The organism is Streptomyces sp. NPDC037242 (assembly GCF_055604165.1).
On the sequence record NZ_JBVJUY010000015.1, the window covers coordinates 106911 to 132414 of the forward strand.

The 25504-nt window shown below is 71.9% G+C and carries 28 protein-coding genes, 3 tRNA genes and 1 pseudogene; 16 read left to right on the forward strand and 16 right to left on the reverse strand.

Annotation, left to right across the window (positions count from 1 at the left end; translation table 11 throughout):
- Positions 1-36 precede the first annotated feature (36 nt).
- The gene (locus ACZ7GJ_RS19625) at positions 37-462 is read right to left on the reverse strand and encodes an SSI family serine proteinase inhibitor (protein ID WP_470753252.1); all 426 of its coding nucleotides are present in this window, start codon (positions 460-462) and stop codon (positions 37-39) included.
- Between the two features lie 185 nt (positions 463-647).
- Here ACZ7GJ_RS19625 and ACZ7GJ_RS19630 point away from each other — a divergent pair.
- The 12 genes from ACZ7GJ_RS19630 (at position 648) to ACZ7GJ_RS19685 (ending at position 11007) form a co-directional block, all read left to right on the forward strand.
- Positions 648-738: transfer RNA gene (locus ACZ7GJ_RS19630), tRNA-Ser, on the forward strand.
- Positions 739-981: 243 nt separating this feature from the next.
- Positions 982-1054, forward strand: a tRNA-Arg gene (locus tag ACZ7GJ_RS19635).
- Between the two features lie 218 nt (positions 1055-1272).
- The gene (locus tag ACZ7GJ_RS19640; protein WP_470753253.1) at positions 1273-1638 is read left to right on the forward strand and encodes a PH domain-containing protein; all 366 of its coding nucleotides are present in this window, start codon (positions 1273-1275) and stop codon (positions 1636-1638) included.
- A gap of 116 nt (positions 1639-1754) precedes the next feature.
- The gene (locus ACZ7GJ_RS19645) at positions 1755-2189 is read left to right on the forward strand and encodes an Lrp/AsnC family transcriptional regulator (RefSeq protein WP_365924390.1); all 435 of its coding nucleotides are present in this window, start codon (positions 1755-1757) and stop codon (positions 2187-2189) included.
- A complete protein-coding gene (locus ACZ7GJ_RS19650) occupies positions 2186-3064 on the forward strand; it encodes a DUF2797 domain-containing protein (RefSeq protein ID WP_470753254.1) in 879 nt (292 codons plus the stop codon). Before ACZ7GJ_RS19645 ends, ACZ7GJ_RS19650 begins: the two co-directional genes overlap by 4 nt.
- A gap of 102 nt (positions 3065-3166) precedes the next feature.
- Positions 3167-3508 carry an antibiotic biosynthesis monooxygenase family protein gene (locus tag ACZ7GJ_RS19655; protein WP_470753256.1) on the forward strand — a complete coding sequence of 114 codons (342 nt, stop codon included), beginning with the start codon at positions 3167-3169 and terminating at the stop codon, positions 3506-3508.
- Complete coding sequence (locus ACZ7GJ_RS19660; protein ID WP_470753258.1) at positions 3489-4370, forward strand: amidohydrolase family protein; 882 nt, start codon at positions 3489-3491, stop codon at positions 4368-4370. Before ACZ7GJ_RS19655 ends, ACZ7GJ_RS19660 begins: the two co-directional genes overlap by 20 nt.
- 78 nt (positions 4371-4448) lie before the next feature.
- Entirely contained in the window at positions 4449-5216 is a 768-nt protein-coding gene (locus ACZ7GJ_RS19665) for a response regulator transcription factor (RefSeq protein ID WP_470753260.1), read from the forward strand.
- A gap of 47 nt (positions 5217-5263) precedes the next feature.
- The gene (locus tag ACZ7GJ_RS19670) at positions 5264-6844 is read left to right on the forward strand and encodes a sensor histidine kinase (protein WP_470753365.1); all 1581 of its coding nucleotides are present in this window, start codon (positions 5264-5266) and stop codon (positions 6842-6844) included.
- Positions 6845-6869: 25 nt separating this feature from the next.
- Complete coding sequence (locus ACZ7GJ_RS19675) at positions 6870-8138, forward strand: bifunctional glycosyltransferase family 2/GtrA family protein (RefSeq protein WP_470753262.1); 1269 nt, start codon at positions 6870-6872, stop codon at positions 8136-8138.
- A complete protein-coding gene (locus ACZ7GJ_RS19680) occupies positions 8135-10297 on the forward strand; it encodes an ArnT family glycosyltransferase (RefSeq protein ID WP_470753264.1) in 2163 nt (720 codons plus the stop codon). The genes ACZ7GJ_RS19675 and ACZ7GJ_RS19680 overlap by 4 nt, the downstream gene beginning before the upstream one ends.
- An 89-nt stretch (positions 10298-10386) precedes the next feature.
- A complete protein-coding gene (locus ACZ7GJ_RS19685) occupies positions 10387-11007 on the forward strand; it encodes a TetR/AcrR family transcriptional regulator (RefSeq protein WP_470753266.1) in 621 nt (206 codons plus the stop codon).
- Between the two features lie 115 nt (positions 11008-11122).
- Here ACZ7GJ_RS19685 and ACZ7GJ_RS19690 read toward each other — a convergent pair.
- Together ACZ7GJ_RS19690 and ACZ7GJ_RS19695 are read right to left on the reverse strand one after the other, a co-directional pair.
- A pseudogene (locus ACZ7GJ_RS19690) lies at positions 11123-12617 on the reverse strand (MDR family MFS transporter); the annotation flags it as partial.
- A gap of 91 nt (positions 12618-12708) precedes the next feature.
- Positions 12709-13170, reverse strand: coding sequence for a MarR family winged helix-turn-helix transcriptional regulator (locus ACZ7GJ_RS19695; protein WP_470753267.1), 462 nt, complete (start codon positions 13168-13170; stop codon positions 12709-12711).
- Between the two features lie 118 nt (positions 13171-13288).
- Here ACZ7GJ_RS19695 and ACZ7GJ_RS19700 point away from each other — a divergent pair, with 118 nt between their 5' ends.
- On the forward strand, positions 13289-13528 hold the full coding sequence (locus ACZ7GJ_RS19700; protein ID WP_470753269.1) for a hypothetical protein: 240 nt from the start codon (positions 13289-13291) through the stop codon (positions 13526-13528).
- A gap of 129 nt (positions 13529-13657) precedes the next feature.
- On the opposite strand, the gene ACZ7GJ_RS19705 is transcribed toward ACZ7GJ_RS19700, so the two are convergent.
- The 10 genes from ACZ7GJ_RS19705 to ACZ7GJ_RS19750 all read right to left on the reverse strand — a co-directional run bounded on the left by ACZ7GJ_RS19705 (position 13658) and on the right by ACZ7GJ_RS19750 (position 20440).
- On the reverse strand, positions 13658-14395 hold the full coding sequence (locus ACZ7GJ_RS19705) for a hypothetical protein (protein ID WP_470753270.1): 738 nt from the start codon (positions 14393-14395) through the stop codon (positions 13658-13660).
- A 49-nt stretch (positions 14396-14444) separates the two neighbouring features.
- Complete coding sequence (locus ACZ7GJ_RS19710) at positions 14445-15302, reverse strand: RNA polymerase sigma factor SigF (protein WP_470753271.1); 858 nt, start codon at positions 15300-15302, stop codon at positions 14445-14447.
- A gap of 230 nt (positions 15303-15532) precedes the next feature.
- Positions 15533-16498 carry an RNA polymerase sigma factor SigF gene (locus ACZ7GJ_RS19715; protein WP_470753272.1) on the reverse strand — a complete coding sequence of 322 codons (966 nt, stop codon included), beginning with the start codon at positions 16496-16498 and terminating at the stop codon, positions 15533-15535.
- Positions 16499-16733: 235 nt separating this feature from the next.
- Complete coding sequence (locus ACZ7GJ_RS19720; RefSeq protein WP_365924412.1) at positions 16734-16895, reverse strand: hypothetical protein; 162 nt, start codon at positions 16893-16895, stop codon at positions 16734-16736.
- Positions 16896-17276: 381 nt separating this feature from the next.
- Positions 17277-17564, reverse strand: a complete 288-nt coding sequence (locus ACZ7GJ_RS19725) for a hypothetical protein (RefSeq protein WP_470753275.1) — start codon at positions 17562-17564, stop codon at positions 17277-17279.
- Positions 17565-17745: 181 nt separating this feature from the next.
- Positions 17746-17832: transfer RNA gene (locus ACZ7GJ_RS19730), tRNA-Ser, on the reverse strand.
- Between the two features lie 57 nt (positions 17833-17889).
- Positions 17890-18318: a tRNA adenosine(34) deaminase TadA gene (tadA, locus tag ACZ7GJ_RS19735; RefSeq protein ID WP_470753366.1), complete on the reverse strand. Its 429-nt coding sequence runs from the start codon at positions 18316-18318 to the stop codon at positions 17890-17892.
- A gap of 50 nt (positions 18319-18368) precedes the next feature.
- The gene (locus tag ACZ7GJ_RS19740) at positions 18369-18920 is read right to left on the reverse strand and encodes a tRNA adenosine deaminase-associated protein (RefSeq protein ID WP_393817855.1); all 552 of its coding nucleotides are present in this window, start codon (positions 18918-18920) and stop codon (positions 18369-18371) included.
- A gap of 274 nt (positions 18921-19194) precedes the next feature.
- The gene (locus ACZ7GJ_RS19745) at positions 19195-19389 is read right to left on the reverse strand and encodes a hypothetical protein (RefSeq protein ID WP_470753276.1); all 195 of its coding nucleotides are present in this window, start codon (positions 19387-19389) and stop codon (positions 19195-19197) included.
- Positions 19390-19495: 106 nt separating this feature from the next.
- Positions 19496-20440, reverse strand: a complete 945-nt coding sequence (locus ACZ7GJ_RS19750) for a universal stress protein (RefSeq protein ID WP_470753277.1) — start codon at positions 20438-20440, stop codon at positions 19496-19498.
- A 193-nt stretch (positions 20441-20633) separates the two neighbouring features.
- On the opposite strand from ACZ7GJ_RS19750, the gene upp reads away from it, so the two are divergent.
- Positions 20634-21269, forward strand: coding sequence for a uracil phosphoribosyltransferase (gene upp, locus ACZ7GJ_RS19755; protein ID WP_267033738.1), 636 nt, complete (start codon positions 20634-20636; stop codon positions 21267-21269).
- Positions 21270-21327: 58 nt separating this feature from the next.
- Here upp and ACZ7GJ_RS19760 read toward each other — a convergent pair whose 3' ends face one another.
- Both ACZ7GJ_RS19760 and ACZ7GJ_RS19765 read right to left on the reverse strand, forming a co-directional pair.
- Complete coding sequence (locus ACZ7GJ_RS19760; protein ID WP_470753279.1) at positions 21328-21978, reverse strand: LytR C-terminal domain-containing protein; 651 nt, start codon at positions 21976-21978, stop codon at positions 21328-21330.
- Positions 21979-22090: 112 nt separating this feature from the next.
- Entirely contained in the window at positions 22091-22387 is a 297-nt protein-coding gene (locus ACZ7GJ_RS19765; protein WP_365924426.1) for a type II toxin-antitoxin system VapB family antitoxin, read from the reverse strand.
- 88 nt (positions 22388-22475) lie between these two features.
- On the opposite strand from ACZ7GJ_RS19765, the gene ACZ7GJ_RS19770 reads away from it, so the two are divergent.
- Both ACZ7GJ_RS19770 and opcA read left to right on the forward strand, forming a co-directional pair.
- Positions 22476-24047 (forward strand): helicase HerA-like domain-containing protein, encoded by a 1572-nt coding sequence (locus ACZ7GJ_RS19770; protein WP_470753281.1) that lies wholly within the window; start codon positions 22476-22478, stop codon positions 24045-24047.
- A 79-nt stretch (positions 24048-24126) separates the two neighbouring features.
- A complete protein-coding gene (opcA, locus tag ACZ7GJ_RS19775; protein WP_470753282.1) occupies positions 24127-25059 on the forward strand; it encodes a glucose-6-phosphate dehydrogenase assembly protein OpcA in 933 nt (310 codons plus the stop codon).
- On the opposite strand, the gene ACZ7GJ_RS19780 is transcribed toward opcA, so the two are convergent.
- Positions 25008-25490, reverse strand: a complete 483-nt coding sequence (locus tag ACZ7GJ_RS19780; protein ID WP_470753284.1) for a cupin domain-containing protein — start codon at positions 25488-25490, stop codon at positions 25008-25010. The two genes, opcA and ACZ7GJ_RS19780, sit on opposite strands and share 52 nt — an antisense overlap.
- Between the last annotated feature and the right edge of the window lie 14 nt (positions 25491-25504).

Below are 25504 nucleotides of genomic sequence, written 5' to 3' on the forward strand. Positions count from 1 at the left end.
GTGGTGTAAACCGCACATCCCGCGCATCCTCCCAGGTCAAGAACGCCCACGCGGAAGCACAGGTTCCAGGTCGTTCCACCGCTTGATCTCGCAGCCGTTGTGGCGTCGGAAGGTGGTGTCCACCTTGTGGCCGTGCCATGTTCCGGTGACGCGGGCGGTGGCCGGGCCGCCGTCCTGCATGGAGCAGATCTGCCGCGTGGTGTCGGTGGCGAAGGGGTCCCGGCCCTCCTGCGCGAACCTGTCGAGGCGGGCGCACGCCTCTTCGCGCTGGGGGTGGTTCCCGCCGACCGGGTCGCACTCCAGCCGGTACTCGCCGTCGGCGAGCGGGTTGCCGGTCTCGGACACGGCGATGGTGAGCCGGTCGGGCACCGCCAGCAGCCGGCCGAGGGGAGGGATCGGCAGCGGCCCCGCCGCCGCGGCGGCCAGGGCGGAGGTGACGGCGAAGGCGGCGAGACGCAGCATGGGGCACTCCAGGTCGTCCGTACGTCGTACGACTGACCAACGACGGGGCCGCGCCGACGTTGCGTACGGAGTGGGGTTAAGGCTTTGCTCTGCGGGCCGCCGTCCTTGTACCGTGGGAGCGGATTGGTGACCGGCCCCAGGCCTGTGTCATCATCTGCACGCACCTTCGTACGCGAAGGTGTGCTGGAGGCGTCGCCTAGTCCGGTCTATGGCGCCGCACTGCTAATGCGGTTTGGGGCTTACCCCCCATCGAGGGTTCAAATCCCTCCGCCTCCGCACTTCACGAAGCCCCGGTCCTTGCGGACCGGGGCTTCGGTGCTTTCCGGATCCGCGCGCTCTGGTGCGCGTCCGGGGCGGAGTCTGGGCGGGGCCGGGCTGCCCGGGCCTCAACTGGATGATCTTCTTCCAGGGCGTTTCCGCAGGTCAGGGGCGGTTTGCCTAATGGATTTCGCGTCCCGGCGAGGTCCATGTATTGTTGTTCTCGCAAGGCCAACGGGGCGAAAAACCCCGGCCAGCCAAGCACTCGTAGCTTAACGGATAGAGCATCTGACTACGGATCAGAAGGTTGCAGGTTCGAATCCTGCCGAGTGCACAGCAGCTCAGAAGCCCCGGACGAAAGTCCGGGGCTTCTGGCGTTTCAGGCCGTACGGCAGCGAGTCGCCGATCGCGGACCGCACGGTGGTCATCCTTTGTGGTGAGTCCTGGCTCCGGGGAGCTACGGGGGCGGATCGCTCTGGCGGGGGACGCGGGCGTGTGCGGGGTGCGCATACCGTTGCGGGTAGATCGTTTCTTACCTGTACGGGGGCTCTCATGGGACTGTTCGGAAACGCGCACACCGTCGATCCGGTGTCGGCGCAGCGCGAGTACGCGCGGCTGCTGGGGCACGGGGAGCAGGTGCACGCCGCGTATCTGCTGATCCGCGACACGATCCTGTTCACCGACCGGCGGCTGGTGCTCATCGACAAGCAGGGGATCACCGGCAAGAAGGTCGAGTACCACTCGATCCCGTACCGCAGCATCACGCACTTCTCGGTGGAGACCGCCGGGCACTTCGACCTCGACGCCGAGCTGAAGATATGGGTGTCGGGCACCGCCGCACCGATAGAGAAGACCTTCACCAAGGGCGTCAACATCTACGAGGTGCAGGCGATCCTGACGCAGTTCGTCGCCCGGTAGGTCCAACCCCGGGGTGCGGTTCCGAATCCCGTTCGGCGTGATGGTGGGATTGCCGGATCAGCTACCGTCTTCGCGAGGCGTGGCTGGTGTGGCAGGCGTTGTGGGAGGAAGATCGCGTGGACGACATCGACCGGGCGCTCGTCCTGCGCCTGCAGCAGGACGCGGGCCAGTCCTACGCCGCCCTCGGCACGGCGGTGGGGCTCTCCGCCGGGGCCACCCACGAGCGGGTGCGCAAGCTGAGGGAGCGCGGGGTCATCCGGCGCACCACGGTCGAGGTGGACCCGGCGGCCGTCGGCAGCGGGGTACTGGCCTACGTGATGGTGGACTCCAACGCCTGGATGGGTGACTCCCGGGCCGCCTTCGAGGCGATCGCCGAGATCCAGGAGGCGCACATCATCGCGGGGAACGCCTCCGTCCTGGTCAAGGTCCGCACGGCCACCACCGAGCAGCTGCAGGACGTCCTGCGCCGCCTGTACGCCATCGACGGGGTCAGCGGCACTCACGCCACGGTCGTCCTGGAGACCTTCTTCGAGCGGCCGCTGCCACTGTGACCTGGTGGTGCACCGGGATCCGATGGAGCGAGGGCCGGCCCGCCATCGGCTGGTACGGGCCGGGGCGCGGCGAGCGCGAGAGCCCGCTCGCGTTCGGGCAGCGCCTGGCCTTCGCCGCGCGCGGCGAGCGGCACTGCCTGGGGGTGTGGCGGGCCGGGAGACGGACCGTGTGCCCGACGGGCGCCACCGTCCCGGCGCGGGCCGGCCATGCCCAGTGCCCCGAATGCGCCCGCCTGGACCGGTCGTTCTCGGTGGCGGCCGACACCAACGTCGCCGATCCGCGTACCTTCCGGGTGTACCTGGCCTGGTTCGGGCCCGGCATGGTCAAGGTCGGCATCACCGCCGAGGAGCGCGGAGCTGCCCGGCTCCTGGAGCAGGGTGCGGTGACCTGGACCTGGCTGGGGCGCGGGCCGCTGATGGCGACGCGGCGTACGGAGGAGCTGCTGCGGGCCGCGCTCGGCGTGCCGGACCGGATCGCCTACGCCCGCAAACGCGCCGTACGGGGACACCTGCCGCCGGCGGCCGAGCGGGCCGGGGAGGTCGCCGAACTGCACGCGAGGGCAGCCGCGCTGCGCGGGTGGCCGGAGTCGCTGGAGCGGCTGGACTGCGAAGTCACTGACCACGCTGGGGAGTTCGGGCTGGCCGGGATTCCCGCACCGGCCCGGGTGGTCACGGAGCTGGTGGCCGACGGGGCGGTGGCGGGGCTGCTGGCGGCCGCCGCCGGGCCCGATCTGCACTTTGCGGACGGGCTCGTGCTGGACACCCGGCTGCTGGGCGGCTGGGAGCTGGCAGCCGCCGGGAGCGCGGCAACGGACGTACCGTGCGCGCAGATCACGCCGCCCGTCCCCGAGGCCGGCCAGGACGGGCTGTTCTGACCTGCCGCGCGCGGGGTTCCAAGGTCAAAACTTGGATCCCTTTGGCCTCACGGGCCGCTTTCCGGTGGACATGCCGGGGCCGCGCCGCCGAGGGTGGTGGGCATGAGCATTCAGCCCGTACCGGCGTTCGAACCGCCGTACCTGATGGCCGTTTTCAGCAACGTCCGCACCCCCGACGAGACCGGCTACCCCGAGACCAACCTGCGGATGAACGAGATCGTCCGCGAGAACCCCGGCTTCCTCGGCTACGAGTTCGCGCGCACCCCCGGCGGCCTCGGCATCACCGTCGCCTACTTCCGGGACCACGACTCCCTCACCGCGTGGCGCGAGGACCTGGAGCACCAGGCGGCCATGAAGCAGGGCCGGGAGAACTGGTACGAGAGCTACACCCTGCACGTCGCGACGGTCGAGCGGAGCCACGGCTTTGTCCGCGCCGACCGCTGACGCGGTCCGGGCCTTCCGGGAGCGGCTCGGGCTGCCCGGGCTGGTCGACGTACACACCCACTTCATGCCCGAGCGGGTCCTGGACAAGGTGTGGGACTACTTCGACGCGGTCGGCCCCCTGACCGGCGTCGAGTGGCCCATCACCTACCGGCACGAGGAGGAGCAGCGGGTCGCGCTGCTGCGGGAGTTCGGGGTCAGGGCCTTCACCGCGATGCTCTACCCGCACAAGCCGGCGATGGCCGCCTGGCTCAACTCCTGGGCGGCGGACTTCGCGGCCCGGACCCCCGACTGCCTGCACACCGCGACGTTCTTCCCGGAGGAGGGCGTGACGGCATACGTCCGTCAGGCCGTCGAGGCGGGGGCCCGCGTCTTCAAGGCGCACCTCCAGGTCGGCGGGTACGACCCGAACGACGACCGGCTCGACCCGGTCTGGGGCCTGCTCGCCGAGGCGGGCATCCCGATCGTGATCCACTGCGGTTCGGGGCCCGTCCCGGGCAAGCACACCGGGCCCGAGCCGATCGCCCGGCTGCTGGCCCGCCACCCCGCACTGCCGCTGATCGTCGCGCACATGGGCATGCCCGAGTACGCCGACTTCCTCGACCTCGCCGACCGGTACGGCGAGGTCCGCCTCGACACCACCATGGCCTTCACCGACTTCTCGGAACAGTTCAGCGGCTTCCCGCCGGGCGACCGGGGCCGGCTCACGGACCTCGGCGACCGGATCCTGCTCGGTACAGACTTCCCGAACATCCCCTACACCTACGAGCACCAGCTCGATGCCCTCGAACGGCTCGGGCTCGGCGACGACTGGCTGCGCGCGGTCTGCCACGACAACGCCGCCCGCCTCTTCCGGCTGCCCTGACCAGGGACTCCGGGGTTTCTCAGGAAATTCACAGGAACCGACAAGAGCCCTCTCAGAGGTGGCGGACAGCGTGGTCGCATGACTGCGACGACCACCTCCCACGCGTCCACGTCCACCAGCAACCCCACGGCACTCGTGCGGTCCGACGGCGGCCCCTGCCGGGTGCTCGTCGTGGACGACGAGGCCGCGCTCTCCGAACTGCTCTCCATGGCCCTGCGCTACGAGGGCTGCGAGGTCCGCAGCGCCGGTGACGGCGCGGGCGCGGTGCGGACGGCCCGGGAGTTCCGGCCGGACGTCGTGGTCCTCGACATCATGCTTCCCGACATGGACGGGCTGGCGGTCCTCGGGCGGCTGCGCCGCGAGATCCCGCAGGTGCCGGTACTGTTCCTGACCGCGAAGGACTCGGTCGAGGACCGGATCGCCGGCCTGACGGCGGGCGGCGACGACTACGTCACCAAGCCGTTCAGCCTGGAGGAGGTCGTGGCCCGGCTGCGCGGCCTGGTCCGGCGTTCGGGCGCGGCGCAGGCCGCCCGCGGCGGCTCGGTGCTGGCGGTCGGCGACCTGACGCTCGACGAGGACAGCCACGAGGTGACCCGGGGCGGTCAGGAGATCCACCTGACCGCCACCGAGTTCGAGCTGCTGCGGTACCTGATGCGAAACCCGCGCCGGGTGCTGAGCAAGGCGCAGATCCTGGACCGGGTGTGGTCGTACGACTTCGGCGGCCAGGCCAACGTGGTCGAGCTGTACATCTCCTACCTGCGGCGCAAGCTGGAGAGCGGCCCCGGCCACCCGCCGATGATCCACACCCGGCGGGGCGCGGGCTATCTGATCAAGCCGGCCGAATAGTGGCCGTTCGTCTCCAGCGGCGACGCCGGTCGCCCCGGGCACCCCGGCTGCGCCGCAGCTGGTCGCTGCGGACCAGGCTCGTCGTCTCCGCCGTGACCCTGATCGCCGTGGTCGGCGCGGCCATCGGCGCCGTCACCACCCTCGCGCTCCGCTCGTACCTGGTCGACCAGCTCGACGACCAGCTGCGTACGTCCCTGGAGATGGCCACCCGGGGTCCCGGGGCGGGGAAGGCCGCCCGGGACAGCTCCCTCGGCTTCGTGCTTGCCCCCGGGACCCCGCTGGGGACCGTCGGCATCCGGCTCGACCCCGCCGGCAAGGTGACCGGGGCCGCCCGCAGCGCGCCCGTCGAAGCGGCCGCGCTCGACCACAGCCAGCCCCTCACGGAAGCCCAGAAGGCAGCGCTCGCCGAGGCCGCCCGCAAGGCTGCCCTCAAGACCGCCCCGGGCACCTCCGATTCCGGCACCTCCGACTCCGGCACCTACGACCCCGGCAAGGCCGCCCCGGGCACGTCCGACCCGGTCGCGCTGGACCTGCCCGACCTCGGCGGATACCGGGTGCTCGCCGCCTCTGACGGCAGCCTCCTCATCGGCTTCCCGCTGAGCGGGGTCGACTCCATCGTCCACCGCCTGGTCGCGGTCGAGGTCTGCGTCACGCTCGCCGGGCTGATCGCCGCCTCCCTCGCCGGACAGGCCCTGGTCGGGGTCGCCCTGCGCCCGCTGCGCCGGGTCGCCTCGACCGCCACACGCGTCTCCGAACTCCCGCTGCACAGCGGCGAGCCCGCCCTGCACGAGCGGGTGCGCGACGCCGAGGCCGACCCCCGTACCGAGGTCGGACAGGTCGGCGCCGCGCTCAACCGGATGCTGGGGCACGTCTCGTCGGCCCTCACGGCCCGACAGCAGAGCGAGATGCGAGTCCGGCAGTTCGTCGCCGACGCCAGCCACGAGCTGCGCACACCCCTCGCGTCCATCCGCGGCTACGCCGAACTGACGCGCAGGGGACGCGAGGAGCCCGGCCCCGACACCCGGCACGCACTGGGCCGGATCGAGTCCGAGGCCACCCGGATGACCGGCCTGGTGGAGGACCTGCTGCTGCTGGCCCGGCTCGACGCCGGGCGGCCGCTGTCCACCGCCGACACCGATCTCGCCCCGCTCGTCGTCGACGCCGTCAGCGATGCCCGCGCTGCCGGACCCGGGCACCACTGGCGCCTGGAACTGCCCGATGAGCCCGCGCCCGTACGCGTGGACCCGGCCCGGATCCAGCAGGTGCTGGTCAACCTGCTCGCCAACGCCCGTACCCACACCCCGCCCGGCACCACCGTCACTGCGCGTGTTTCACGTGAAACATCCGCCGTCCGGCTCCGGATCGAGGACGACGGGCCGGGCATCCCGCCCGAGCTGCTGCCCCACGTCTTCGAGCGCTTCGCCCGCGGCGACGCCTCCCGCTCCCGGGCGGCGGGCTCCACCGGCCTCGGTCTGGCCATCGTCCAGGCCGTGGTCTCGGCGCACGGCGGGCGAGTCGAGGTACAGAGCGAGCCCGGGCGGACCTGCTTCGAGGTCTTGCTGCCCCTCGCACCGGAGGACGGCTCGGCGGACTCACAGACGGGGCACAGGCTCACCACACAACGGTGACAGCCCGCCCGGCGAGGGTCGGAGCATGACAACCGACACCTCTTCCGGCGCCCTTCCGGCGCGGGCGCACCTCGCGCCCGTGCCAGGCGAGCCCGTCCTCGACGTGGTGATCCCGGTCTTCAACGAGGAGAAGGACCTGGGCCCGTGCGTGCGTCGGCTGCACGAGCACCTCACCCGGACCTTCCCGTACCCCTTCCGCATCACCATCGCCGACAACGCGAGCACCGACCGCACCCCCGAGGTCGCGGCCGGGCTCGCCGCCGCGGCCCCCGCAGTACGCAGCATCAGGCTGGAGGAGAAGGGCCGCGGCCGCGCCCTGCGCACCGTCTGGGCCGCCTCCGACGCGCCCGTCCTCGCGTACATGGACGTGGACCTCTCCACCGACCTCAACGCCCTGCTGCCGCTGGTCGCCCCGCTGATCTCCGGCCACTCCGACCTCGCCATCGGCACCCGGCTCGCCCGCTCCTCCCGCGTGGTCCGCGGAGCGAAGCGGGAGTTCATCTCCCGCGCCTACAACCTCCTCCTGCGCTCCTCCCTCTCCGCCCGGTTCAGCGACGCGCAGTGCGGGTTCAAAGCCATCCGCCGCGAGGTGGCCGAGCGGCTGCTCCCGCTCGTGGAGGACTCCGGCTGGTTCTTCGACACCGAGCTGCTGGTGCTCGCCGAGCGGGCCGGGCTGCGGATCCACGAGGTCCCGGTGGACTGGGTCGACGACCCCGACTCCACCGTCCACATCGTGCGCACCGCCACCGAGGACCTCAAAGGGGTCTGGCGGGTGGGCCGGGCGCTGGCGGTCGGCGCGCTTCCGCTCGACCGGCTCGCCCGCCCCTTCGGCGACGACCCTCGCGACCGCACCGCGCTGCCCGGCCTCCCGCGCGGGCTGGCCCGCCAGCTCCTCGGCTTCTGCGCCGTCGGAGCGCTCTCCACCCTGCTCTACCTGCTGCTGTACACCGTCTTCCGGTCGGCGGCCGGACCGCAGCTCGCCAATGCGGCCGCGCTGCTGCTCTCCGCGGTCGCCAACACCGCCGCCAACCGCCGCCTCACCTTCGGTGTCCGGGGCCGGGACCGGGCCGTGCGCCACCAGGCCCAGGGACTCGTGGTGTTCGCGATCGGACTGGTGCTGACGAGCGGTTCGCTCGCCGCACTGGAAGCCGCCACCGACCGGCCCGCCCACGGCACCGAACTGGCCGTCCTGATCACCGCCAACCTCGCCGCCACCGTGCTGCGGTTCCTCCTCTTCCGCGCCTGGGTCTTCCCCGAGCGGCGCGGAACCCACGCGAAGGACGACACCCGATGACCACGGCAGCACTGCCGCTCTTTCCACCGACCCCGCCCGCCCCGCCCGCCCCGCCGGCCGCGGCGGCAGAGGCAGCCGTCGCGCGGCCCCGCTGGGAACGCCCGGCCCTCGCCGGGCTCCTGCTCCTCACCGCCGTCCTGATGCTGTGGGACCTGGGCTCCTCCGGCTACGCCAACTCCTTCTACTCCGCGGCCGTCCAGGCCGGCAGCGAGAGCTGGAAGGCCTTCTTCTTCGGCTCCTCCGACGCCGGGAACTCCATCACCGTCGACAAGCCCCCGGCGGCCCTGTGGCCGATGATGCTGTCGGTCCGGCTGTTCGGGCTCGGCTCCTGGCAGATCCTGGTCCCCCAGGCCCTGATGGGCGTCGCCACCACCGCGGTGCTCCACGCCGCCGTACGCCGCCAGTTCGGGCCGGCGGCCGGGCTGATCAGCGGCGCGGCCTTCGCGCTCACGCCCGTGGCCGCGCTGATGTTCCGCTTCAACAACCCCGACGCGCTGCTGACCCTGCTGATGACGGTCACCGTGTACTGCGTGCTGCGGGCCCTCGACGGCGCGCACACCCGTTGGCTCGTCTGGGCGGGCGTCGCGGTCGGCTTCGCCTTCCTGACCAAGACCCTTCAGGCCTTCGTCATCCTGCCGCCGCTCGCCCTGCTGTACGCCGTGTGCGCGCCGACCCGGCTGCGCAGGAGGCTCGGGCAGCTGCTGCTCTCCGGAGTCGCCATGGTGGTGGCCGGCGGCTGGTGGGTGGCCGTCGTGGAGCTCTGGCCCGCGGACTCGCGCCCGTACATCGGCGGTTCGCAGACCAACTCCTTCCTGGAGCTGACCCTCGGCTACAACGGCCTCGGCCGGATCAACGGCAACGAGACCGGCAGCGTCGGCGGGGGCGGCCGTGCGGGTGGCGGCGGTGGCGGAGGCGGCTGGGGAGAGACCGGCATCGATCGGCTGTTCTCGGCCAATATCGGAGGCCAGATCTCCTGGCTGATGCCCGCCGCGCTGGTCCTGCTCGTTGCCGGGCTGGTCGTCACCTGGCGGGCCCGCCGGACCACCGACTCGCTGCCGAGCATGGCCCGCGCGGCCTTCCTGGCCTGGGGCGGCTCGCTGCTGGTCACCGCGCTCGTCTTCAGCTACATGCAGGGCATCTTCCACGAGTACTACACCGTGGCCCTCGCGCCCTTCGTGGCCGCGCTCGTCGGCATGGGCATCGCCGTGCTGTGGGAGGAGCGGGGCGGCCGGGCCGCCGTGCTGACGCTGTCCGGCACCCTCGTCCTGACCGCCGTCTGGTCCTACGTCCTGCTCGGCCGGGCCACCGGCTATCTCCCGTGGCTGCGCTGGACGGTCCTGGCGGCCGGAGTCCTCGCCGCGGCGGCACTGCCGTTCGCGGCCCGGGCCGGGCACCGGGCGGTGCTGGCCGTGGCCGGCCTGGGGCTGGCGGCCGCGTTCGCGGGGCCGTTCGCGTACTGCCTGACCACCGTCAGCACCGGGCACACCGGATCCATCGTGACCGCCGGTCCGGCGGTGGCGGGCGGCCGGGGCGGACCCGGCGGGATGGCGATGCGACTCCCCGACGGCGAGCAGCTCCAGGGCGGTCCGGGCGGCGGCGCCGCTCCCGGCGGTGGCCCCGGCGGCGCTCCCGCCGGTGGCCAGCAGACCAGCCGCGGGGGCGGCATGACCCCGCCGCAGGGTGCGCCCCAGGGCGGCCAGGGCGGCCAGGGCGGACCGGTCCTGGAGCGGTTCGTCGGTCCCGGCGGCCTGCTGGGCGGTACGAAGGCGAGCGCCGAGGCCACGGCCGCGCTGCGCGCCGACGCGGACAAGTACACGTGGGCGGGGGCCGCCATCGGCTCGCAGAACGCGGCGAGCTACCAGCTCGCCTCGGGCGAGCCCGTGATGCCGATCGGCGGCTTCAACGGCAGTGACCCCTCCCCGACCCTGGCCCAGTTCCAGGAGTACGTGAAGACGGGGAAGATCCACTGGTTCCTCGGCCAGAGCAGCGCGCAAGGCCCCGGCCCGGACGGCGAGGCCCAGGGGCCGACCCGGATCGGCGGTCCCGGCGGGGGCACGAGCAGTGCGATCGAGACCTGGGTCAAGGCCAACTTCACGGCGACCACGATCGGCGGAGCCACCTTCTACGACCTGACGGCTTCCGCGGGCGGCGCGTCCTGATCCCACCGGAATCCAAGGGGCACCCCCTAGCATCAAGAGGGCGGACCGGGCATTCCGGGCTGATCCACCTGGCGTGAGGAGGGTGCCTCATGGCGACCGCGGCCGATCCCGGCAAGACCCGGACCAGTGTGTGGCTGGCCGCCAGGCCCGCCGCACCCGCCAGACGCCGGAGCGAGGCCCCGTCCGGCCTCGACCGGGACCGGATCACCGCCGCCACCGTGCGGCTGCTCGACGCCGAGGGACTGGCCCGGTTCTCGATGCGGCGCCTCGCCGCCGGGCTCGGGGTGACCGCGATGTCCCTGTACTGGTACGTGGACACCAAGCACGACCTGCTGGAGCTCGCCCTGGACCGCGCCCTGGGCGAGCTCGCGCTGGCGGCCGGGACGCCCGAGGCGGGCTGGCCCGGCCGGCTGCGGGCGCTGGCCCGCGGCTACCGCGGGCTGGTGGCGGAGCACCCGTGGGTGGCTCCGCTCACCGCCGCGTATCCGAACATCGGCCCGCACGCGCGGGCCTTCGACGCCGCCCTGCAGCGGCTGTTGGACGCCACCGGCCTGGCGGACGCCGCCCGGACCGGCGCCCACCTGGCCGTCTCGCAGTTCCTGCTCGGCTGCGGGAGCACGGTCCGGCGGGCGCCCGAAGGGGACTTCGGCCTCGCGCTCGACGTCCTGATCGCGGGCATCGAGGCGAAGGCGGCCCCCGCTCAGCCCTGAACGGCGGCCGCGGACGCCTCGGCCGAAGCCGAACCGGGAGCCGAAGGAGCCGAAGCGGGCGCCGAACCCGAACCCGAAGCCGAGTCCGAGGCCGCCGGGGCGTGCGCCGCCGGCTTCGACTTCAGCGCGACCTCCTTGATGAACAGCACCAGCACCAGCGCCAGCAGCGCGGTGGGGGCGGCGTAGAGGAAGACGTCGCCGACGCCGTGCCCGTACGCGGACTCCACGACCGTGCGGAACGGCGCGGGCAGCTTGTCGAGGTCGGGGATCCCGCCACCGCCGGTGCCGCCGTGCCCCATCGCCGCCGCCTTCGGGCCGAGCGCGGCCAGCCCGTCCTGGACGTAGTGCGTGACCCGGTTGGCCATGACCGCACCGAGCGCCGAGACGCCCATCGCGCCGCCGAGCGAGCGGAAGAAGGTCACGACCGAGCTGGCCGCGCCCAGGTCCTCGGGGGCCACCTGGTTCTGGGTGGCGAGGACGAGGTTCTGCATCATCATGCCGAGACCGAGGCCGGTCAGCGCCATGTAGACCGCGATGTGCCAGTACGGGGTGTCGTAGCGCAGGGTGCCCAGGAGCCCCATGCCGGCGGTCAGCAGGACACCGCCGGAGACGAGCCACGCCTTCCACTTGCCGGTCTTGGTGATCACCTGACCGGAAACGGTGGAGGAGACGAAGAGGCCGGCGATCATCGGAATCGTGAGGATTCCGGACATCGTCGGGGACTCGCCCCGGGCCAACTGGAAGAACTGGCTGAAAAAGACCGTGCCCGAGAACATCGCGATGCCCACGAACAGCGAGGCCGCCGAGGCGAGGCTGATGGTCTTGTTGCGGAACAGCCGCAGCGGGATGATCGGGTCGCTCGCGCGGGACTCGACGTAGACGAACAGCAGGCCCAGCAGGACGGCGCCGCCGGTCATCGCCAGGGACGTCCAGGAGATCCAGTCGTAGGAGTCGCCGGCCTGCGTGACCCAGATCAGCAGCAGCGACACGGCGCCGCTGATCAGGAAGGCGCCCAGCCAGTCGACCTTGACGTCGCGCCTGACCACGGGCAGCCGCAGGGTCTTCTGGAGCACGATCAGCGCGATGATCGCGAAGGGCACGCCGACGTAGAAGCACCAGCGCCAGCCGAGCCACTCGGTGTCGGTGATGACGCCGCCGAGCAGCGGGCCGCCGACGGTGGCGACGGCGAAGACCGCGCCGAGGTAGCCGCTGTAGCGGCCGCGCTCGCGCGGGGAGATCATCGCGGCCATCACGATCTGGGCGAGGGCGGACAGGCCGCCGACGCCGATGCCCTGGACCACGCGGCAGGCGATGAGCATGCCGGTGTTCTGGGACATGCCCGCGACCACCGAGCCGAGGACGTAGATCACCAGGGATATCTGGACCAGCAGCTTCTTGCTGAAGAGGTCGGACAGCTTGCCCCACAGCGGGGTCGCCGCCGTCATCGAGAGCAGGGCCGCGGTGACCACCCAGGTGTACGAGGACTGGGTGCCGCCCAGGTCGCTGATGATCTGGGGGAGGGCGTTGGAGACGATCGTGGACGACAGGATCGCCACGAACATGCCGAGCATCAGCCCGGAGAGCGCCCTCATGATCTGCGCGTGGGTCATGGCAGTGGCGTCGGAGGTGGTCTCCGACTGGCCGCCTCCCCGCCCACCGGTCGGTGTGTTCGTAGCCGTGTCGGCCATGTTTTTCCTTTTTCTAGAAGCTCGATCGGAGTCGGGCCAGCAGGGTGGTGAGTACGTCGATGTCCTGCGCGGACCAGTCGGCCAGGGCCTTCTCCAGCGCGCCGGTGTAGCGCGCGCCGAGGTCGGCGAGGAGCGCCCGGCCGGCCGGGGTGAGCCGCAGGATGCGGCAGCGGCCGTCGCCGGGGTCGGCCTCGCGGGCGATCCAGCCGCGCTCGGCGACCTGGGCGACGTGGCGGCTGGTCACGGAGATGTCGATGGCCATGAACGCGGCGAGGCGGCTGAGCCGCATCTCGCCGTGGCGGCCGAGGAGGGTGAGGACGACGGCCGCGCCGGGCGGGCAGTCCGGGGGCAGGATGCGGGCGAGGTCGCGGTTGACCGAGCCGATTCCGGTGAGCTGGCGGGCCAGCTCCGCGTAGCGGGTGGCCGTTTCCCCGTCCGTCGTTTCCGTGACCGTCGTGTCCGTGTCCGTGGGCACCGGCAGCCCCTCCTCAGCTTGTTGCTTCGGGCAACCATAGGAGCAGATGGTTGTTACAGGCAAATGAATCGGGGGGTGGGGCGGTAAAGGAATCGGAAAACCGGCTAGGGTCCTGCGCATGGCTGCGAACCACAACTCACAGGCCCCCGAGGGTGACTACGACCCCGCGGGCAGCACTCAGATGTTCAGGGCGTTCGTCGAGGAGCCCGAGGCTGCCCCGCCGGTGCCGACGGTGCCCGGGTCCCGCATGCAGCAGCGCGGGCAGCGCAAGTCCGGCTCGAAGACGGGCCTGTGGCTCGGGCTGACCCTCGCCCTGGTGCTCGTCGCCGGCGCGGCGGCCTGGCTGGCGCTGGGCTGAGGCCCGGCCGGCGCCGCTCGGGCACTCAGGGCCGCAGGGCTCGGCCGCCCGGGGCTCGGCTGCCCGGGGCTCGGCCGCCCGGGGCTCGGCCTCCCGGGGCTCGGCTCCCCGGGCTCGGCTCCCCGGAGCTCAGCTCCAGGTGGCCGTGACCTTCTGTGTCTCCACGTGCATGCCGAGCGGGACGCGCCAGGACTCCACGCAGACCGTGTAGGTCTGCGTCTTCGTGGCGCCGCCCGCGATCGGCCCGGGCAGGGGCTGGGTCGTCGTGATCGTGGCCCAGTCGATGCCGAGGGCGCCGATGATGTGCGTCGCGAAGGCGACCGTGCCGGAACGCGCCGCCGTGGACCCGGTGTTGGTGAACGCCACCGTCACCTGCTCGCACCAGCGGTCGGCCGCCGGGGCGCGGGTCGGCGTGCTCAGCGACAGCTTCGCCGGGGTGGCCGGCGGCGTGGTGCCGGGCTGCGACGATCCCGAGCCCGCGCCCGGGCTCGTCGGCGCGGTGGGGGTGCCGGGTGGCCTGGTGGTCGGCCCGGCCCCGGGGGCGGCGGCGGGCGGTGCCGCGGAGCCGCCGGGGGCGGTGGACGTCGCTCCACCCTGGGCGGAGCCGCCGGGGGGCTCGGACCCCGGAGTCGTGGTCGACGTACTGGTGGAAGCGCTGGACGAGCCCGTCGCGGGCGCGCCTCCGAGCGGCTGGAACTCGACCCGGCCCTGTGGGGCGACGTTCTCCCCCGGGCTCCGTTCGGGGCCGGGGGCCGCGGCGCCCACGGCCAGGTAGCCGTCGCGCGCCGGGCCGCCGCAGCCGGTGAGGGCGGCGGCAGCCGTGGCGCACAGGGTCAGGAGGGCGGCCGCACGGGATGCCTTTCGCATCCCGGCAGTTTCACTGACGGACCGTCAATTAGGAAGCCGCTGTGCGCGGTTACTCGCCGATCAGGCCGACGCGGAGTTGCGCCAGTGTGCGGGTGAGCAGTCGGGAGACGTGCATCTGGGAGATGCCGACCTCTTCGCCGATCTGCGACTGCGTCATGTTCGCGAAGAACCGGAGCATGATGATCTGCCGTTCCCGGGGCGGGAGTTTGGCCAGCAGCGGCTTCAGCGACTCGCGGTACTCGACGCCTTCGAGCGCGGTGTCCTCGTACCCGAGGCGGTCCGCGAGCGAGCCCTCGCCGCCCTCGTCCTCGGGGGAGGGCGAGTCGAGCGAGGAGGCGGTGTAGGCGTTGCCCACGGCGAGGCCGTCGACGACGTCCTCCTCGGAGACCCCGAGCACGGCTGCGAGCTCCGGCACGGTCGGCGAGCGGTCCAGCTTCTGGGCCAGCTCGTCACTGGCCTTGGTGAGGGCGAGGCGCAGCTCCTGGAGGCGCCGCGGGACGCGGACGGACCAGGAGGTGTCCCGGAAGAACCGTTTGATCTCGCCGACGACCGTGGGCATCGCGAACGTCGGGAACTCCACGCCGCGTTCGCAGTCGAAGCGGTCGATGGCCTTGATCAGGCCGATCGTGCCGACCTGGACGATGTCCTCCATCGGCTCGTTGCGGCTGCGGAAGCGGGCCGCGGCGTACCGCACGAGGGGCAGGTTCAGTTCGATCAGCGTGTCGCGTACGTACGCCCGGTCGGGGCTGTCCGCGTCCAGGGCGGCAAGTCGCTGGAAGAGGGAGCGGGAGAGGGTGCGGGTGTCGATGGCTTCCGAGCGGTCAGTCGCTACGGGCGCTGCCGGCGCTGTGGGCGCCGCGCTCTTGACGAGCGTGAGCACCTTGGAGCTGCCCTGGTCTACGGACATGCCACCCCCTTGAGGTCGCGGACGGTCGCGTACGGCGCGCCCGTCGGAGGAACGCAGCCTCCACCTGAATACCGGAGGCGGGGCTGCGGCAAACGCGGTTCCAGCAGAATGTCACATGTCGGCAACACGCTGTAGCGCCAAGTCGACATATATCTCCAGCGACAGAAGGCCTCAGGAGGGGATCAGCCCGTTCTGTCTGGAATCGCGTGGATGATCACCACTCGTTCCGGTTACGCCTCGATCCTGTTTGCGGATCTCAATCGGGCGAAACTCCGGGCGAGGAGCCGGGACACGTGCATCTGTGAGACGCCGAGCTCCGCGCTGATCTGCGATTGCGTCAGATTGTTGTAGTACCGCAGGAGCAGGATCCGCTGTTCGCGCTCGGGCAGTTGTACGAGGAGATGCCGTACGAGGTCGCGGTGCTCGACCCCGGCGAGCGCGGGATCCTCGTACCCGAGGCGGTCCAGCAGCCCGGGGAGTCCATCGCCCTCCTGGGCGGCCTCCAGCGAGGTTGCGTGGTAGCTCCGGCCGGCCTCGATGCAGGAGAGGACCTCGTCCTCGGTGATCCGCAGCCGCTCGGCGATCTCCGGGGTGGTCGGGGTGCGCCCGTGGAGGGTCGTGAGGTCCTCGGTGGCCGCGTTGACCTGTACCCACAGCTCGTGGAGGCGGCGCGGGACGTGGACGGTGCGGACGTTGTCCCGGAAGTACCGTTTGATCTCGCCGACGACCGTGGGCATCGCGAAGGTCGGGAACTGCACGCCGCGCTCCGGGTCGAAGCGGTCGATGGCGTTGATCAGGCCGATGGTGCCGACCTGGACCACGTCCTCCATCGGCTCGTTGCGGCTGCGGAAGCGGGCGGCCGCGTACCGGACGAGCGGGAGGTTCGCCTCGATGAGGGCCCCGCGCACCCGGGTGTGCTCGCTGGTGCCCGGTTGCAGGCCCTTCAGCTGCCCGAAGAGCACCTGGGTGAGGGCCCGGGTGTCCGCGCCCCGGCTCTGCGGCCGGGGGGCGGGCGGGGGCTCCTCGGCGGGCTCCTGGGGCGACTCCGGGCGGGCGTCAGGGCGGGCGTCAGGGCGGGCGTCAGGGCGGGCGTCAGGGCGGGCGTCAGGGCGGGACTCCAGCTGGGGCGGCACCTGGGAGTCGTGAGAGCCGTGCGGGGCGTGGGTCCCCTGCTGAGGGTCCTGCTGGGGTGGCACCTGAGGCGCAGTACTGGCCGGCACTGTCACGCCACCCCTTCAAGTCGTCAACCATCCGTCAAAAGCGGTCATAGCATCACAAGACATGTGCACTGTGTGCAAGCACCGTATATCGCCGTGTTGAGGGCAAGTTGGGCATATAGGGGCATCGCGCCCTAAGGGTGGGAATGCAAAAAGCCCCCCACCCGTCGGAGTGGGGGGCCGGGAAGTCCGGAAGCCGCTTCAGCGTACGGGTTCAGCGCACCAGTTCGGTCATGAACTCGCCGATGCCGTTGGCGGCGTCCGAAATCCCTTGGAAGCCTATTTGCACCATATCGGCGGCTTTGACGGGTTGGGTGATGATGACGAAGAGAACGAACACGACGAGGGCGCCCGTGATGATCTTCTTGGTGTCCACGTGCGGTGTCGGCCTCCCCAACCGGTCCTGCAAAGTCGGGTGAGTCTAACCGGTCGTGTTTGAACCCTCACCTGTCCTTTAAGGACCAATGACCCGGCACTCCAGGCCCTTTGCCGGTGGGGCCGGGGTCCGGGAAGGCGCAGGATTGGTGATGAGCCCACCGGTTCTGGCAGGAAATCGGTGGGTGAGGGACAGGACCTCACTGCGGGGTCCGAGCCGCAAGCTTCCCCCCTGACTGCGGCTCGGACTGGCAGGTTCCGTCCTCATCGGGGGAAGTGGCTTGTCCCCCCGATGCCACTTCCCCCGTCCCCACCGTCGAAGGTCCCGACCCCGGTCGGGGCCTTCTTCGTCTTCCGGCTGCCGTCCCCTTGGGGCATTCGGCTATTCGATGCCGCCGGCCAGGTCGGTGAGGGGCTGTACGGGTGCGATCACGGGCGCGAGCTGGTTCGGCAGGTCCATCAGCTGGTTGAGCTGGTTGAGGCCGCTGCTGAGCTGTCCGCCGATCTCCTGGACGGAGGCCGGCTGGGCGCCCGCCGGCATTCCCGGGGCCGACGGCAGGTCCGGGAGGGTGAGGGGCGAGATCGGTGCGGCCGTGGCGGCCGGTGCGGCGAGGCCCGCGGCGGCCCCCGCGAGGGCGATGGCGGCGAGCATGCGCTGGGTCTTGGTCATGCCGTGTCAACGGCCGAGGGGGCGGCCGGTCACGCGGATGTCCCCCGGAGAGCAGACACGGGGCGCGGACGTGCGGGGACGCGCGTACGTGCGGCGACGTCCGGGGACGCGCGGGGGCGCGCGCGGGCGTCCGCAAACGCCGAGAGCCCCGACCCTTGCGGGGCGGGGCTCTCGATCAGAGCGGTAGCGGTGGGATTTGAACCCACGGATAGCTTGCACCATCACACGCTTTCGAGGCGTGCTCCTTCGGCCGCTCGGACACGCTACCGAGAGAGAGCTTAGCCCAAGGACCGCCCTGCGCTGAAATCCGTATCGGGCGCGACCCTCAGAGCTCGCGGAAGAAGTCCGTCAGCTGCCGCGCGCACTCCTGCTCCAGCACGCCCCGGATCACCTCCGGGCGGTGGTTGAGCCGCCGGTCGCGTACGAGGTCCCAGAGCGACCCGGCCGCGCCCGCCTTCTCGTCGCCCGCGCCGAAGACGACCCGGGCCACCCGCGACTGCACGAGCGCGCCCGCGCACATCACGCACGGCTCCAGGGTCACCACGAGGGTGCACCCCGGAAGCCTCCATTCCCCGAGCTCGGCGGCTGCCCGGCGCAGCGCCAGTACCTCGGCGTGCGCCGTCGGGTCGCCGGTCGCCTCCCGCTCGTTGTACCCGGTGGCCAGGAGTTCCCCGGCCGGGCCGAGCACGACGGCGCCGACCGGCACGTCGCCGGCCGCCGCCGCCCGGGCGGCCTCCTTGAGCGCCAGGCGCATGGAGTCCCGCCACGGGTCCCGTACGGGATCGGGGTGCTGCGTGCCGATCACTAGCGGACGGCCTCCAGGACATCGGTGGCGCCGAGCGATTCGGCGATCTCCGAGAGCGCGTCCCCGTCCAAGGTCATCAGTTGCTTGTGGCTCACCCCGAGGTCGTCCAGGAGCCGGGGGTCGCCGAGCGGACCGGCGGGTACGGGTTCGGCGCCGGACCCGGCCTCCTCGTCCTCGTCGTCGTCTTCTTCGTCCGTGAACGAGGCGATGGGGTCGGCCTCGCCGTCCTCGGTGCCGTCGAGGTCGAGTTCGTCGAGTTCGTCGTCCTCCTCGTCGCTGCCCAGCAGCTCGTCGGTCAGCATCGAGCCGTAGGAGCTGCGGGAGGCCGCGGAGGCGTTGGAGACGAAGTACCGCGGGTCCTCCTCGCCGTCCACACGGACGACGCCGAACCAGGCGTCCTCCTGTTCGATGAGGGCGACCACCGTGTCGTCGTCGACAGCGGCGGCGCGGGCGAGATCGATCAGATCACTCAGAGACTCGACATCGTCGAGTTCCATGTCGCTCGCTTCCCACCCGTCTTCGGTGCGCGCGAGCAGTGCGGCGAAATACACCGTGACTCTCCCACTGGTCATAGGCGTGCCGGTTGGAGGTCCCCCCGGCCGGAGGTTGGGGGGTGGAACGGCCGCCGTGCTCGCCGTTTCGTGCCCCGCCCAATCGGCATCGTGGCAGAAACAGCGGCTTTGCGAGAGGTCTTCCGCGCTTGCGTCGTGCCGTGCCGTGCGCTCCGCGGGCTGTACGGGGGCCGCTCGGGGGCCCGTCGGACGCCGGTGATCCGGTTGCGCTGCGGCCGTGTCGCGCCCCGGCGCGGCGGTGCGGGGCCGCCGGTCACCAGCGGAAGGTGCGCATCCGCATTTGCTGGCGCATCCGGGCCGCGCGGGCACGTCTGGGCTGCACCCGGTCGCGCAGTTCCCGGGCCTCCAAAAGATCGCGGAGGAACTGCGCGCGCCGCGCTCTGCGCTGCGCCGCTGTCTCCGGCGCCTCGTACTGGTTGCGCTCTTCACTCGGTTGCGTGTCGGGCATCGGCCACCACCCCGGCTGGTCCGGTCGTCCTCCTCCGCCGGCGCGAAGCAGACCCCCTCACCCCACCTTCCCCCGGACGGCCCGATTGATGCCACCCAGGACCAGGTCAGGGCACGTCTTCGTGCAGCGTGGGTACGACGGCCACCGGCCCGTGCGCGTGCTGGAGCAGCGCGTGCGCCACCGAGCCGATCAGCAGCGACCGGACCTGTCGGCGCGGATGGTGGCGGCCGACCACGACCAGTGCCGCCGACCGGGAGGCGGTGACGAGCCGCCCCGCCGCGTCCCCGGGCACGGCGGCCTGCTCCACGGGCACGTCCGGGTAGCGGGCGCGCAGCGGGGCCAGCCGCTCGGTCTGGGAGCGCAGCATCTCCCGCTCGGCCGGTACGCCGTCGTCCCCGCCGTCGGCGAGGCCCTCGGGCGGGATCACCACGAACGGGGCGTCGACGACCATCGTGGGGGCCGGCGGGATGGCGTACGCCGAGACCACCTGGACGGTGGTCCCCTGTGCGGCCGCCTCCGCGAACGCGAAGTCCAGTACGTCGTCGGGCGTCTCCGAGGCGTGCAGCCCGAGGACCACCCGCCCGGCCGAAGCCTCGGCGGCGGCCTCCACGGTGCGCCCCTCGTGCGGGACCACCACCACCGGGCAGGCGGCGCTGGTGGCCAGTGCGCGGCTGTTCGAGCCGAGCAGCAGGGCGGCGAACCCGCCGCGGCCCCGGGAGCCCATCACGAGCATCCGGGCGTCGGCGCCGACGGCCCGCAGCGCTTCCGGGACGGAACCCTCCAGCGACTCGTACCGCACATCGGCCGGCGCGTCGGGGGCCGCGCCGAGCAGGGCCCGGACGCGCTCGCTCACCGGGTCGGCGAGCTCGTCGGGCTCGGAGGCGTCGTGCAGCGCGGAGCGGCGTGCGGCGTACAACTGGACGCTGTCGGGGAGTACATGCGCGACGAGCAGCCCGGTGCCGTGCCGGAGCGCCGCGGCCCTCGCCCACTCCAGGGCCTTGAGGCTGTGTTCGGATCCGTCGACGGCCGCGACCACCAGTCCGTTGCTCATCAATCCAGCCTGCTGGGCGCCCGGGCGGGTCGCATCTCCAGGGCTTTCCGGGCGTGCCCGCCCCTTCGGGCACGAAGGGGCGGGCACAGCGCGTAGCCTTTTGGGTGTGGGTCGCGTGTTTGCGGCCGTTTTTGCAGGTAGCGGGGTCGCTGGTCGCAGGTCGAAACCCGGCAGCTGAGTCTTGGAGGAAGTTGTGCGTTTGCAGGTCGTCGATCACCCCTTGGTGGCGCACAAACTCACCACCCTGCGCGACAAGCGCACCGACTCCCCCACCTTCCGGCGCCTCGCCGACGAGCTGGTGACCCTGCTCGCGTACGAGGCCACCCGGGACGTGCGCACGGAGCAGGCCGACATCGTGACCCCGGTCGGCCCGACCACCGGCGTCAAGCTCTCCCACCCGCGCCCGCTGGTCGTGCCGATCCTGCGCGCCGGTCTCGGCATGCTCGACGGCATGGTGCGGCTGCTGCCGACCGCCGAGGTGGGCTTCCTGGGCATGGTCCGCAACGAGGAGACCCTTGAGGCCTCCACGTACGCGACGCGCATGCCGGAGGACCTCTCGGGCCGCCAGGTCTACGTCGTGGACCCGATGCTCGCCACCGGCGGCACGCTGGTCGCGGCCATCCAGGAGCTGATCAAGCGCGGCGCGGACGACGTGACCGCCGTGGTGCTGCTGGCCGCGCCCGAGGGCGTCGAGGTCATGGAGCGCGAACTGGCGGGCACGCCGGTGACGGTGGTGACGGCCGCGGTGGACGAGCGGCTCAACGAGCACGGCTACATCGTGCCGGGCCTGGGCGACGCGGGCGACCGCATGTACGGCTCCGCGGAGTAACTGCGTAGGAGACGGCTCGGCTGACGGGGCTCAGCCGCCTCGGCTCAGCCGAGGCGGCTCAGCACTTCTTGGCGGGCGCGGGCGCGGGGTTGGCCAGGAGGGCCAGCGCCTTGTCCGCGTCCTCCTTCGTCGTGAGCTCCTTGAAGGCGTCGCCGAGGATCAGGTCGATGTCCGCGGTCTCGCGGGCATCGGTCTGGTGCGTGGACCCGGCCAGATTGACGCCGAGTACGGAGAAGGCCGCCTGGTCGGTCTTGGGCGAGCCGACCAGTATCCCGGCGCCCGGCACCTTCTTGTCGAAGTCGGCGGGGGCGTTGCCGACCTGGCCGATGGTGAACCCGCGCTTCTTCAGCTCGTCGCCGACCGCCTTGGCGAGGCCCGCGCGCGGGGTCGCGTTGTAGACGTTGACCGTGATCTGGCCCGGCTGGGGGAGCGCGACGGCCGGTTTGGCCGAGGCCGCGGGTCCGGAGCCGGCCTTGGGCGCCGTGGTGGCGCAGTCCTTCGCGGCCGCAGAGGCGTTCCGTTTGCCGTCGTCACCGCGGAACACGCCGATGAGCTGCACGGCCCCGTAGCCGAGAAGGGCGAGCCCGAGGAGCGATCCGAGCACGGCGAGGACGATCCGGCGGCGGCGTCGCGGGCGCGCCATGCGGGGGTAAGCCGCTCCCGTGACGCGGTACTTTCCGCCCATGCCGGGGGGAGTGAGCATGCTCATGAGCGCAGCGTAATGCCGCCCGCTCCCGATGCCCACTGAATCATCTGTTGATAGGGCAAGGCTGACCCGAAAGGCGCAACCGGGACGCAACCGGCGCCCGGGGGGCCCGGTGTCAGCCCATTTCGAGGACGCGCGCGTGCAGCACCTGGCGCTGCTGAAGGGCCGCGCGGACGGCGCGGTGCAGCCCGTCCTCCAGGTAGAGGTCGCCCTGCCACTTGACGACGTGGGCGAAGAGGTCGCCGTAGAAGGTGGAGTCCTCGGCGAGCAGCGTCTCGAGGTCCAGCTGGCCCTTGGTCGTCACCAGCTGGTCGAGCCGGACCGGGCGCGGCGCGACATCCGCCCACTGCCGGGTGGTTTCCCTGCCGTGGTCGGGGTACGGCCGCCCGTTTCCGATGCGCTTGAAGATCACACGGAAAGCCTACCGGGCCGGTGCCTGCGGGCGCAGCCTCGCAATGTTGGTGCAAAAGTGGCAAACAGCGCCAATTCGGGAGTGATGTATGAGCGAGAGCACCGACCCGGCCGGGCAGATCGCCGCCGGGTACGCCTTTACCGGACCCGCGCTCGACCTGGGGGCCCTGCTCTGGGACGGGGCCTGTCTGCCGGAGCGGCAGATCCGCATCCCGCTGTCGATGCTCAACCGCCACGGGCTGGTCGCGGGAGCCACCGGCACCGGAAAGACCAAGACCCTCCAGCTCATCGCCGAGCAGTTGTCGGCAGGCGGCGTCCCCGTCTTCCTCGCGGACATCAAGGGCGACGTCTCGGGGATCTCGGCGCCGGGCGCGGCCAACGAGAAGGTCGAGGAGCGGGCCAAGGACGTCGCCCAGGACTGGGAGGCCACCGGATGTCCCAGCGAGTTCTATTCGCTGGGCGGAATCGGGCCGGGCATTCCGCTGCGCGCCACCGTCACCAGTTTCGGCCCCGTGCTGATGTCGAAGGTGCTCCAGCTCAACCAGACGCAGGAGCAGTCCCTCGGACTGATCTTCCACTACGCCGATTCCAAGGGTCTGGAGCTCATCGACCTCAAGGACCTGCGGGCGGTCGTCGCCTTCCTCGTCTCAGACAAGGGCAAGGCCGAGCTCAAGGGCATCGGCGGACTGTCCACGGTGACCGCCGGGGTGATCCTGCGGGCGCTGACCGCCTTCGAGCAGCAGGGCGCCGCCGAATTCTTCGGCGAGCCGGAGTTCGACACCAGCGAATTCCTCCGGACGGCCGCGGACGGGCGCGGACTGGTCTCCGTACTGGAACTGGCGGCCGTCCAGGACAAACCGCAGCTCTTCTCCACCTTCCTCATGTGGCTGCTGGCCGACCTCTACACCGACCTGCCGGAAGTCGGCGACCTGGAGCAGCCCAAGCTCGTCTTCTTCTTCGACGAGGCGCACCTGCTCTTCAACGGCGCCTCGAAGGCCTTCCTGGAATCCATCACCCAGACCGTCCGGCTGATCCGGTCCAAGGGCATCGGCGTCTTCTTCGTCACCCAGACCCCGAAGGACGTACCGGCGGACGTGCTGGCCCAGCTCGGCAACCGGGTGCAGCACGCGCTGCGCGCCTTCACCCCGGACGACGCGAAGGCGCTGAAGGCCACCGTGAAGACCTTCCCCAACTCCGAGTACGACCTGGAGGAGCTGCTCACCCAGCTGGGCACCGGCGAGGCGGTGATCACGGTGCTCAGCGAGAAGGGCGCCCCGACACCGGTCGCGGCGACCAGACTGCGCGCGCCGCAGTCGCTGATGGGGCCGATCGACGCGGCCGCCCTGGACAGCGCGGTGAAGGGCTCGCTGCTGTACTCGCGCTACGCGGAGCCGGTCGACCGGGAGTCGGCGTACGAGAAGATCAGCGCCGAGCAGGCCGCCGCGGAGGCCGAGGCGGAGGCGGCCGCGGCCGCTGCCGAGGCGGAGAAGCAGGCGAAGGAGGCGCAGAAGGCCGCGCGCAACGCGCCGAAGCCGGACCCCTCGCTGGCGGAGCAGGTGGTGGGGAGCGGGCTGTTCCGCTCGCTGGCCCGCTCGATCGGCACCCAGCTGGGCCGGGAGATCTCGCGGTCGATCTTCGGGACGGCGCGCCGTCGGAGGTGACTCGCGTCCCGCAGGAGCAATCTCCACGATTGCGGCAACCGGGTGACGGCGGGCGCCGCGTCGCTGACAGACTCGGCGCATGCGGACCGAACTCACCGACACCACGTCCAGCAAGGTCAACCTCGCCCTGCTCGAAGCCCGCCGGGCCATCGGCAGCCCCACCATGGGGCTCGTGCTGAACCTCGTCGTGGTCACCGATGAGGAGAACGCCTACGACGCCGTCCGCGCGGCCTCCGAGACCTCGCGCGAGCACCCGTGCCGGATCATCGCGGTGATCAAGCGCACCCCGCGGGGCCCGCGGCGGCTCCGCCAGGCCCGCCTCGACGCGGAGCTGCGGGTCGGCTCGGACGCAGGGACCGGGGAGATCGTGATCCTGCGCCTGCACGGGGCGCTCACCGCGCAGGCGGGCTCGGTGGTGCTCCCGCTGCTGGTGCCCGACGCGCCGGTGGTGGCCTGGTGGCCGGCCGACGCCCCCGAGGACCCTGCGCGCGACCAGCTCGGGGCGCTCGCGCAGCGCCGGATCACGGACGCGGAGGCGGCCCCGGACCCGGTCGCGATCCTCGACGCGCGCTCCGAGGCCTACGCCTCCGGTGACACCGACCTCGCCTGGACCCGGCTCACGCCGTGGCGCTCGCTGCTGGCCGCTGCCCTGGACCAGCGGCCGCTCCCGGTGACGGGCGCGGCGGTCGAGAGCGAGCCCGGCAACGCGAGCGCCGAACTGCTGGCGCGCTGGCTGGAGGACCGCCTGGGGGTGCCCGTGGCCCGGGTGGCCACCGAGGGGCCGGTCATCACGCGGGTCCGGCTGGACACCCCGGGCGGGGAGATACGGGTGGACCGCCCGGACGGGGTCCTGGCCACCCTGGTCCTGCCGGGCAGCCCCGACCGCAAGGTGGCCCTGAAGATCCGCAGCAGTGCCGAGCTCATCGCGGAGGAGCTGCGCAGGCTCGACGCCGACGAGACCTACGCCTCGGCGCTGCGCAGGCGCCCGGCCCAGGCGTCGCTCTCCGCGTAGTGGTTGTCGTAGGTGGGCTGGCTGTCGATGATGTCCTGGACGGTGGCCTCGCCCGCGCGCACCCGGCCCAGCAGGCGGTAGTAGTCGAAGCGCGCCATGCCGGGGGTGAACCCGACGAGCACCTCGGCGGTGCTGTCCGCGGCGGGGGCGAAGGCGTGCTTCACACCGGGCGGGACGGAGAGGAAGTCGCCCTTCGTCAGGGTGTGTATCTCGTCCCCGACGAGCACGTCGAGGCGGCCCTCGGTGACGTGGAAGAACTCGGTGGCCTTGGTGTGGAAGTGCACCGGGGCGCCGGCCGCGCCCGCCTCGAAGGTCGCGGTGTTGCAGGTGAGTTCGGGGGTGTCGGTGAGCAGGGTGATGAGGCTGCCGGGGCCGTCGGAGATGGTCTCGGCCGTCGCCGAGCGGGTCAGGTCAACAGTCGTTTCCGTCATGGAAATGATCTTAC

Bases quoted from the DNA above. Each gene is read 5' to 3' on its own strand.
- ACZ7GJ_RS19640 (WP_470753253.1), top strand. From the start codon at position 1,273: ATGGGACTGTTCGGAAACGCGCACACCGTCGATCCGGTGTCGGCGCAG.
- ACZ7GJ_RS19665 (WP_470753260.1), top strand. From the start codon at position 4,449: ATGACTGCGACGACCACCTCCCACGCGTCCACGTCCACCAGCAACCCC.
- opcA (WP_470753282.1), top strand. From the start codon at position 24,127: ATGCGGACCGAACTCACCGACACCACGTCCAGCAAGGTCAACCTCGCC.
- ACZ7GJ_RS19750 (WP_470753277.1), bottom strand. From the start codon at position 20,440: ATGAGCAACGGACTGGTGGTCGCGGCCGTCGACGGATCCGAACACAGC.
- ACZ7GJ_RS19770 (WP_470753281.1), top strand. From the start codon at position 22,476: ATGAGCGAGAGCACCGACCCGGCCGGGCAGATCGCCGCCGGGTACGCC.
- tadA (WP_470753366.1), bottom strand. From the start codon at position 18,318: ATGCGCCTGGCGCTCAAGGAGGCCGCCCGGGCGGCGGCGGCCGGCGAC.
- ACZ7GJ_RS19700 (WP_470753269.1), top strand. From the start codon at position 13,289: ATGGCTGCGAACCACAACTCACAGGCCCCCGAGGGTGACTACGACCCC.
- ACZ7GJ_RS19745 (WP_470753276.1), bottom strand. From the start codon at position 19,389: ATGCCCGACACGCAACCGAGTGAAGAGCGCAACCAGTACGAGGCGCCG.
- ACZ7GJ_RS19725 (WP_470753275.1), bottom strand. From the start codon at position 17,564: ATGACCAAGACCCAGCGCATGCTCGCCGCCATCGCCCTCGCGGGGGCC.
- ACZ7GJ_RS19625 (WP_470753252.1), bottom strand. From the start codon at position 462: ATGCTGCGTCTCGCCGCCTTCGCCGTCACCTCCGCCCTGGCCGCCGCG.
- ACZ7GJ_RS19780 (WP_470753284.1), bottom strand. From the start codon at position 25,490: ATGACGGAAACGACTGTTGACCTGACCCGCTCGGCGACGGCCGAGACC.
- ACZ7GJ_RS19760 (WP_470753279.1), bottom strand. From the start codon at position 21,978: ATGAGCATGCTCACTCCCCCCGGCATGGGCGGAAAGTACCGCGTCACG.
- ACZ7GJ_RS19705 (WP_470753270.1), bottom strand. From the start codon at position 14,395: ATGCGAAAGGCATCCCGTGCGGCCGCCCTCCTGACCCTGTGCGCCACG.
- ACZ7GJ_RS19710 (WP_470753271.1), bottom strand. From the start codon at position 15,302: ATGTCCGTAGACCAGGGCAGCTCCAAGGTGCTCACGCTCGTCAAGAGC.
- ACZ7GJ_RS19680 (WP_470753264.1), top strand. From the start codon at position 8,135: ATGACCACGGCAGCACTGCCGCTCTTTCCACCGACCCCGCCCGCCCCG.
- ACZ7GJ_RS19655 (WP_470753256.1), top strand. From the start codon at position 3,167: ATGAGCATTCAGCCCGTACCGGCGTTCGAACCGCCGTACCTGATGGCC.
- ACZ7GJ_RS19685 (WP_470753266.1), top strand. From the start codon at position 10,387: ATGGCGACCGCGGCCGATCCCGGCAAGACCCGGACCAGTGTGTGGCTG.
- ACZ7GJ_RS19675 (WP_470753262.1), top strand. From the start codon at position 6,870: ATGACAACCGACACCTCTTCCGGCGCCCTTCCGGCGCGGGCGCACCTC.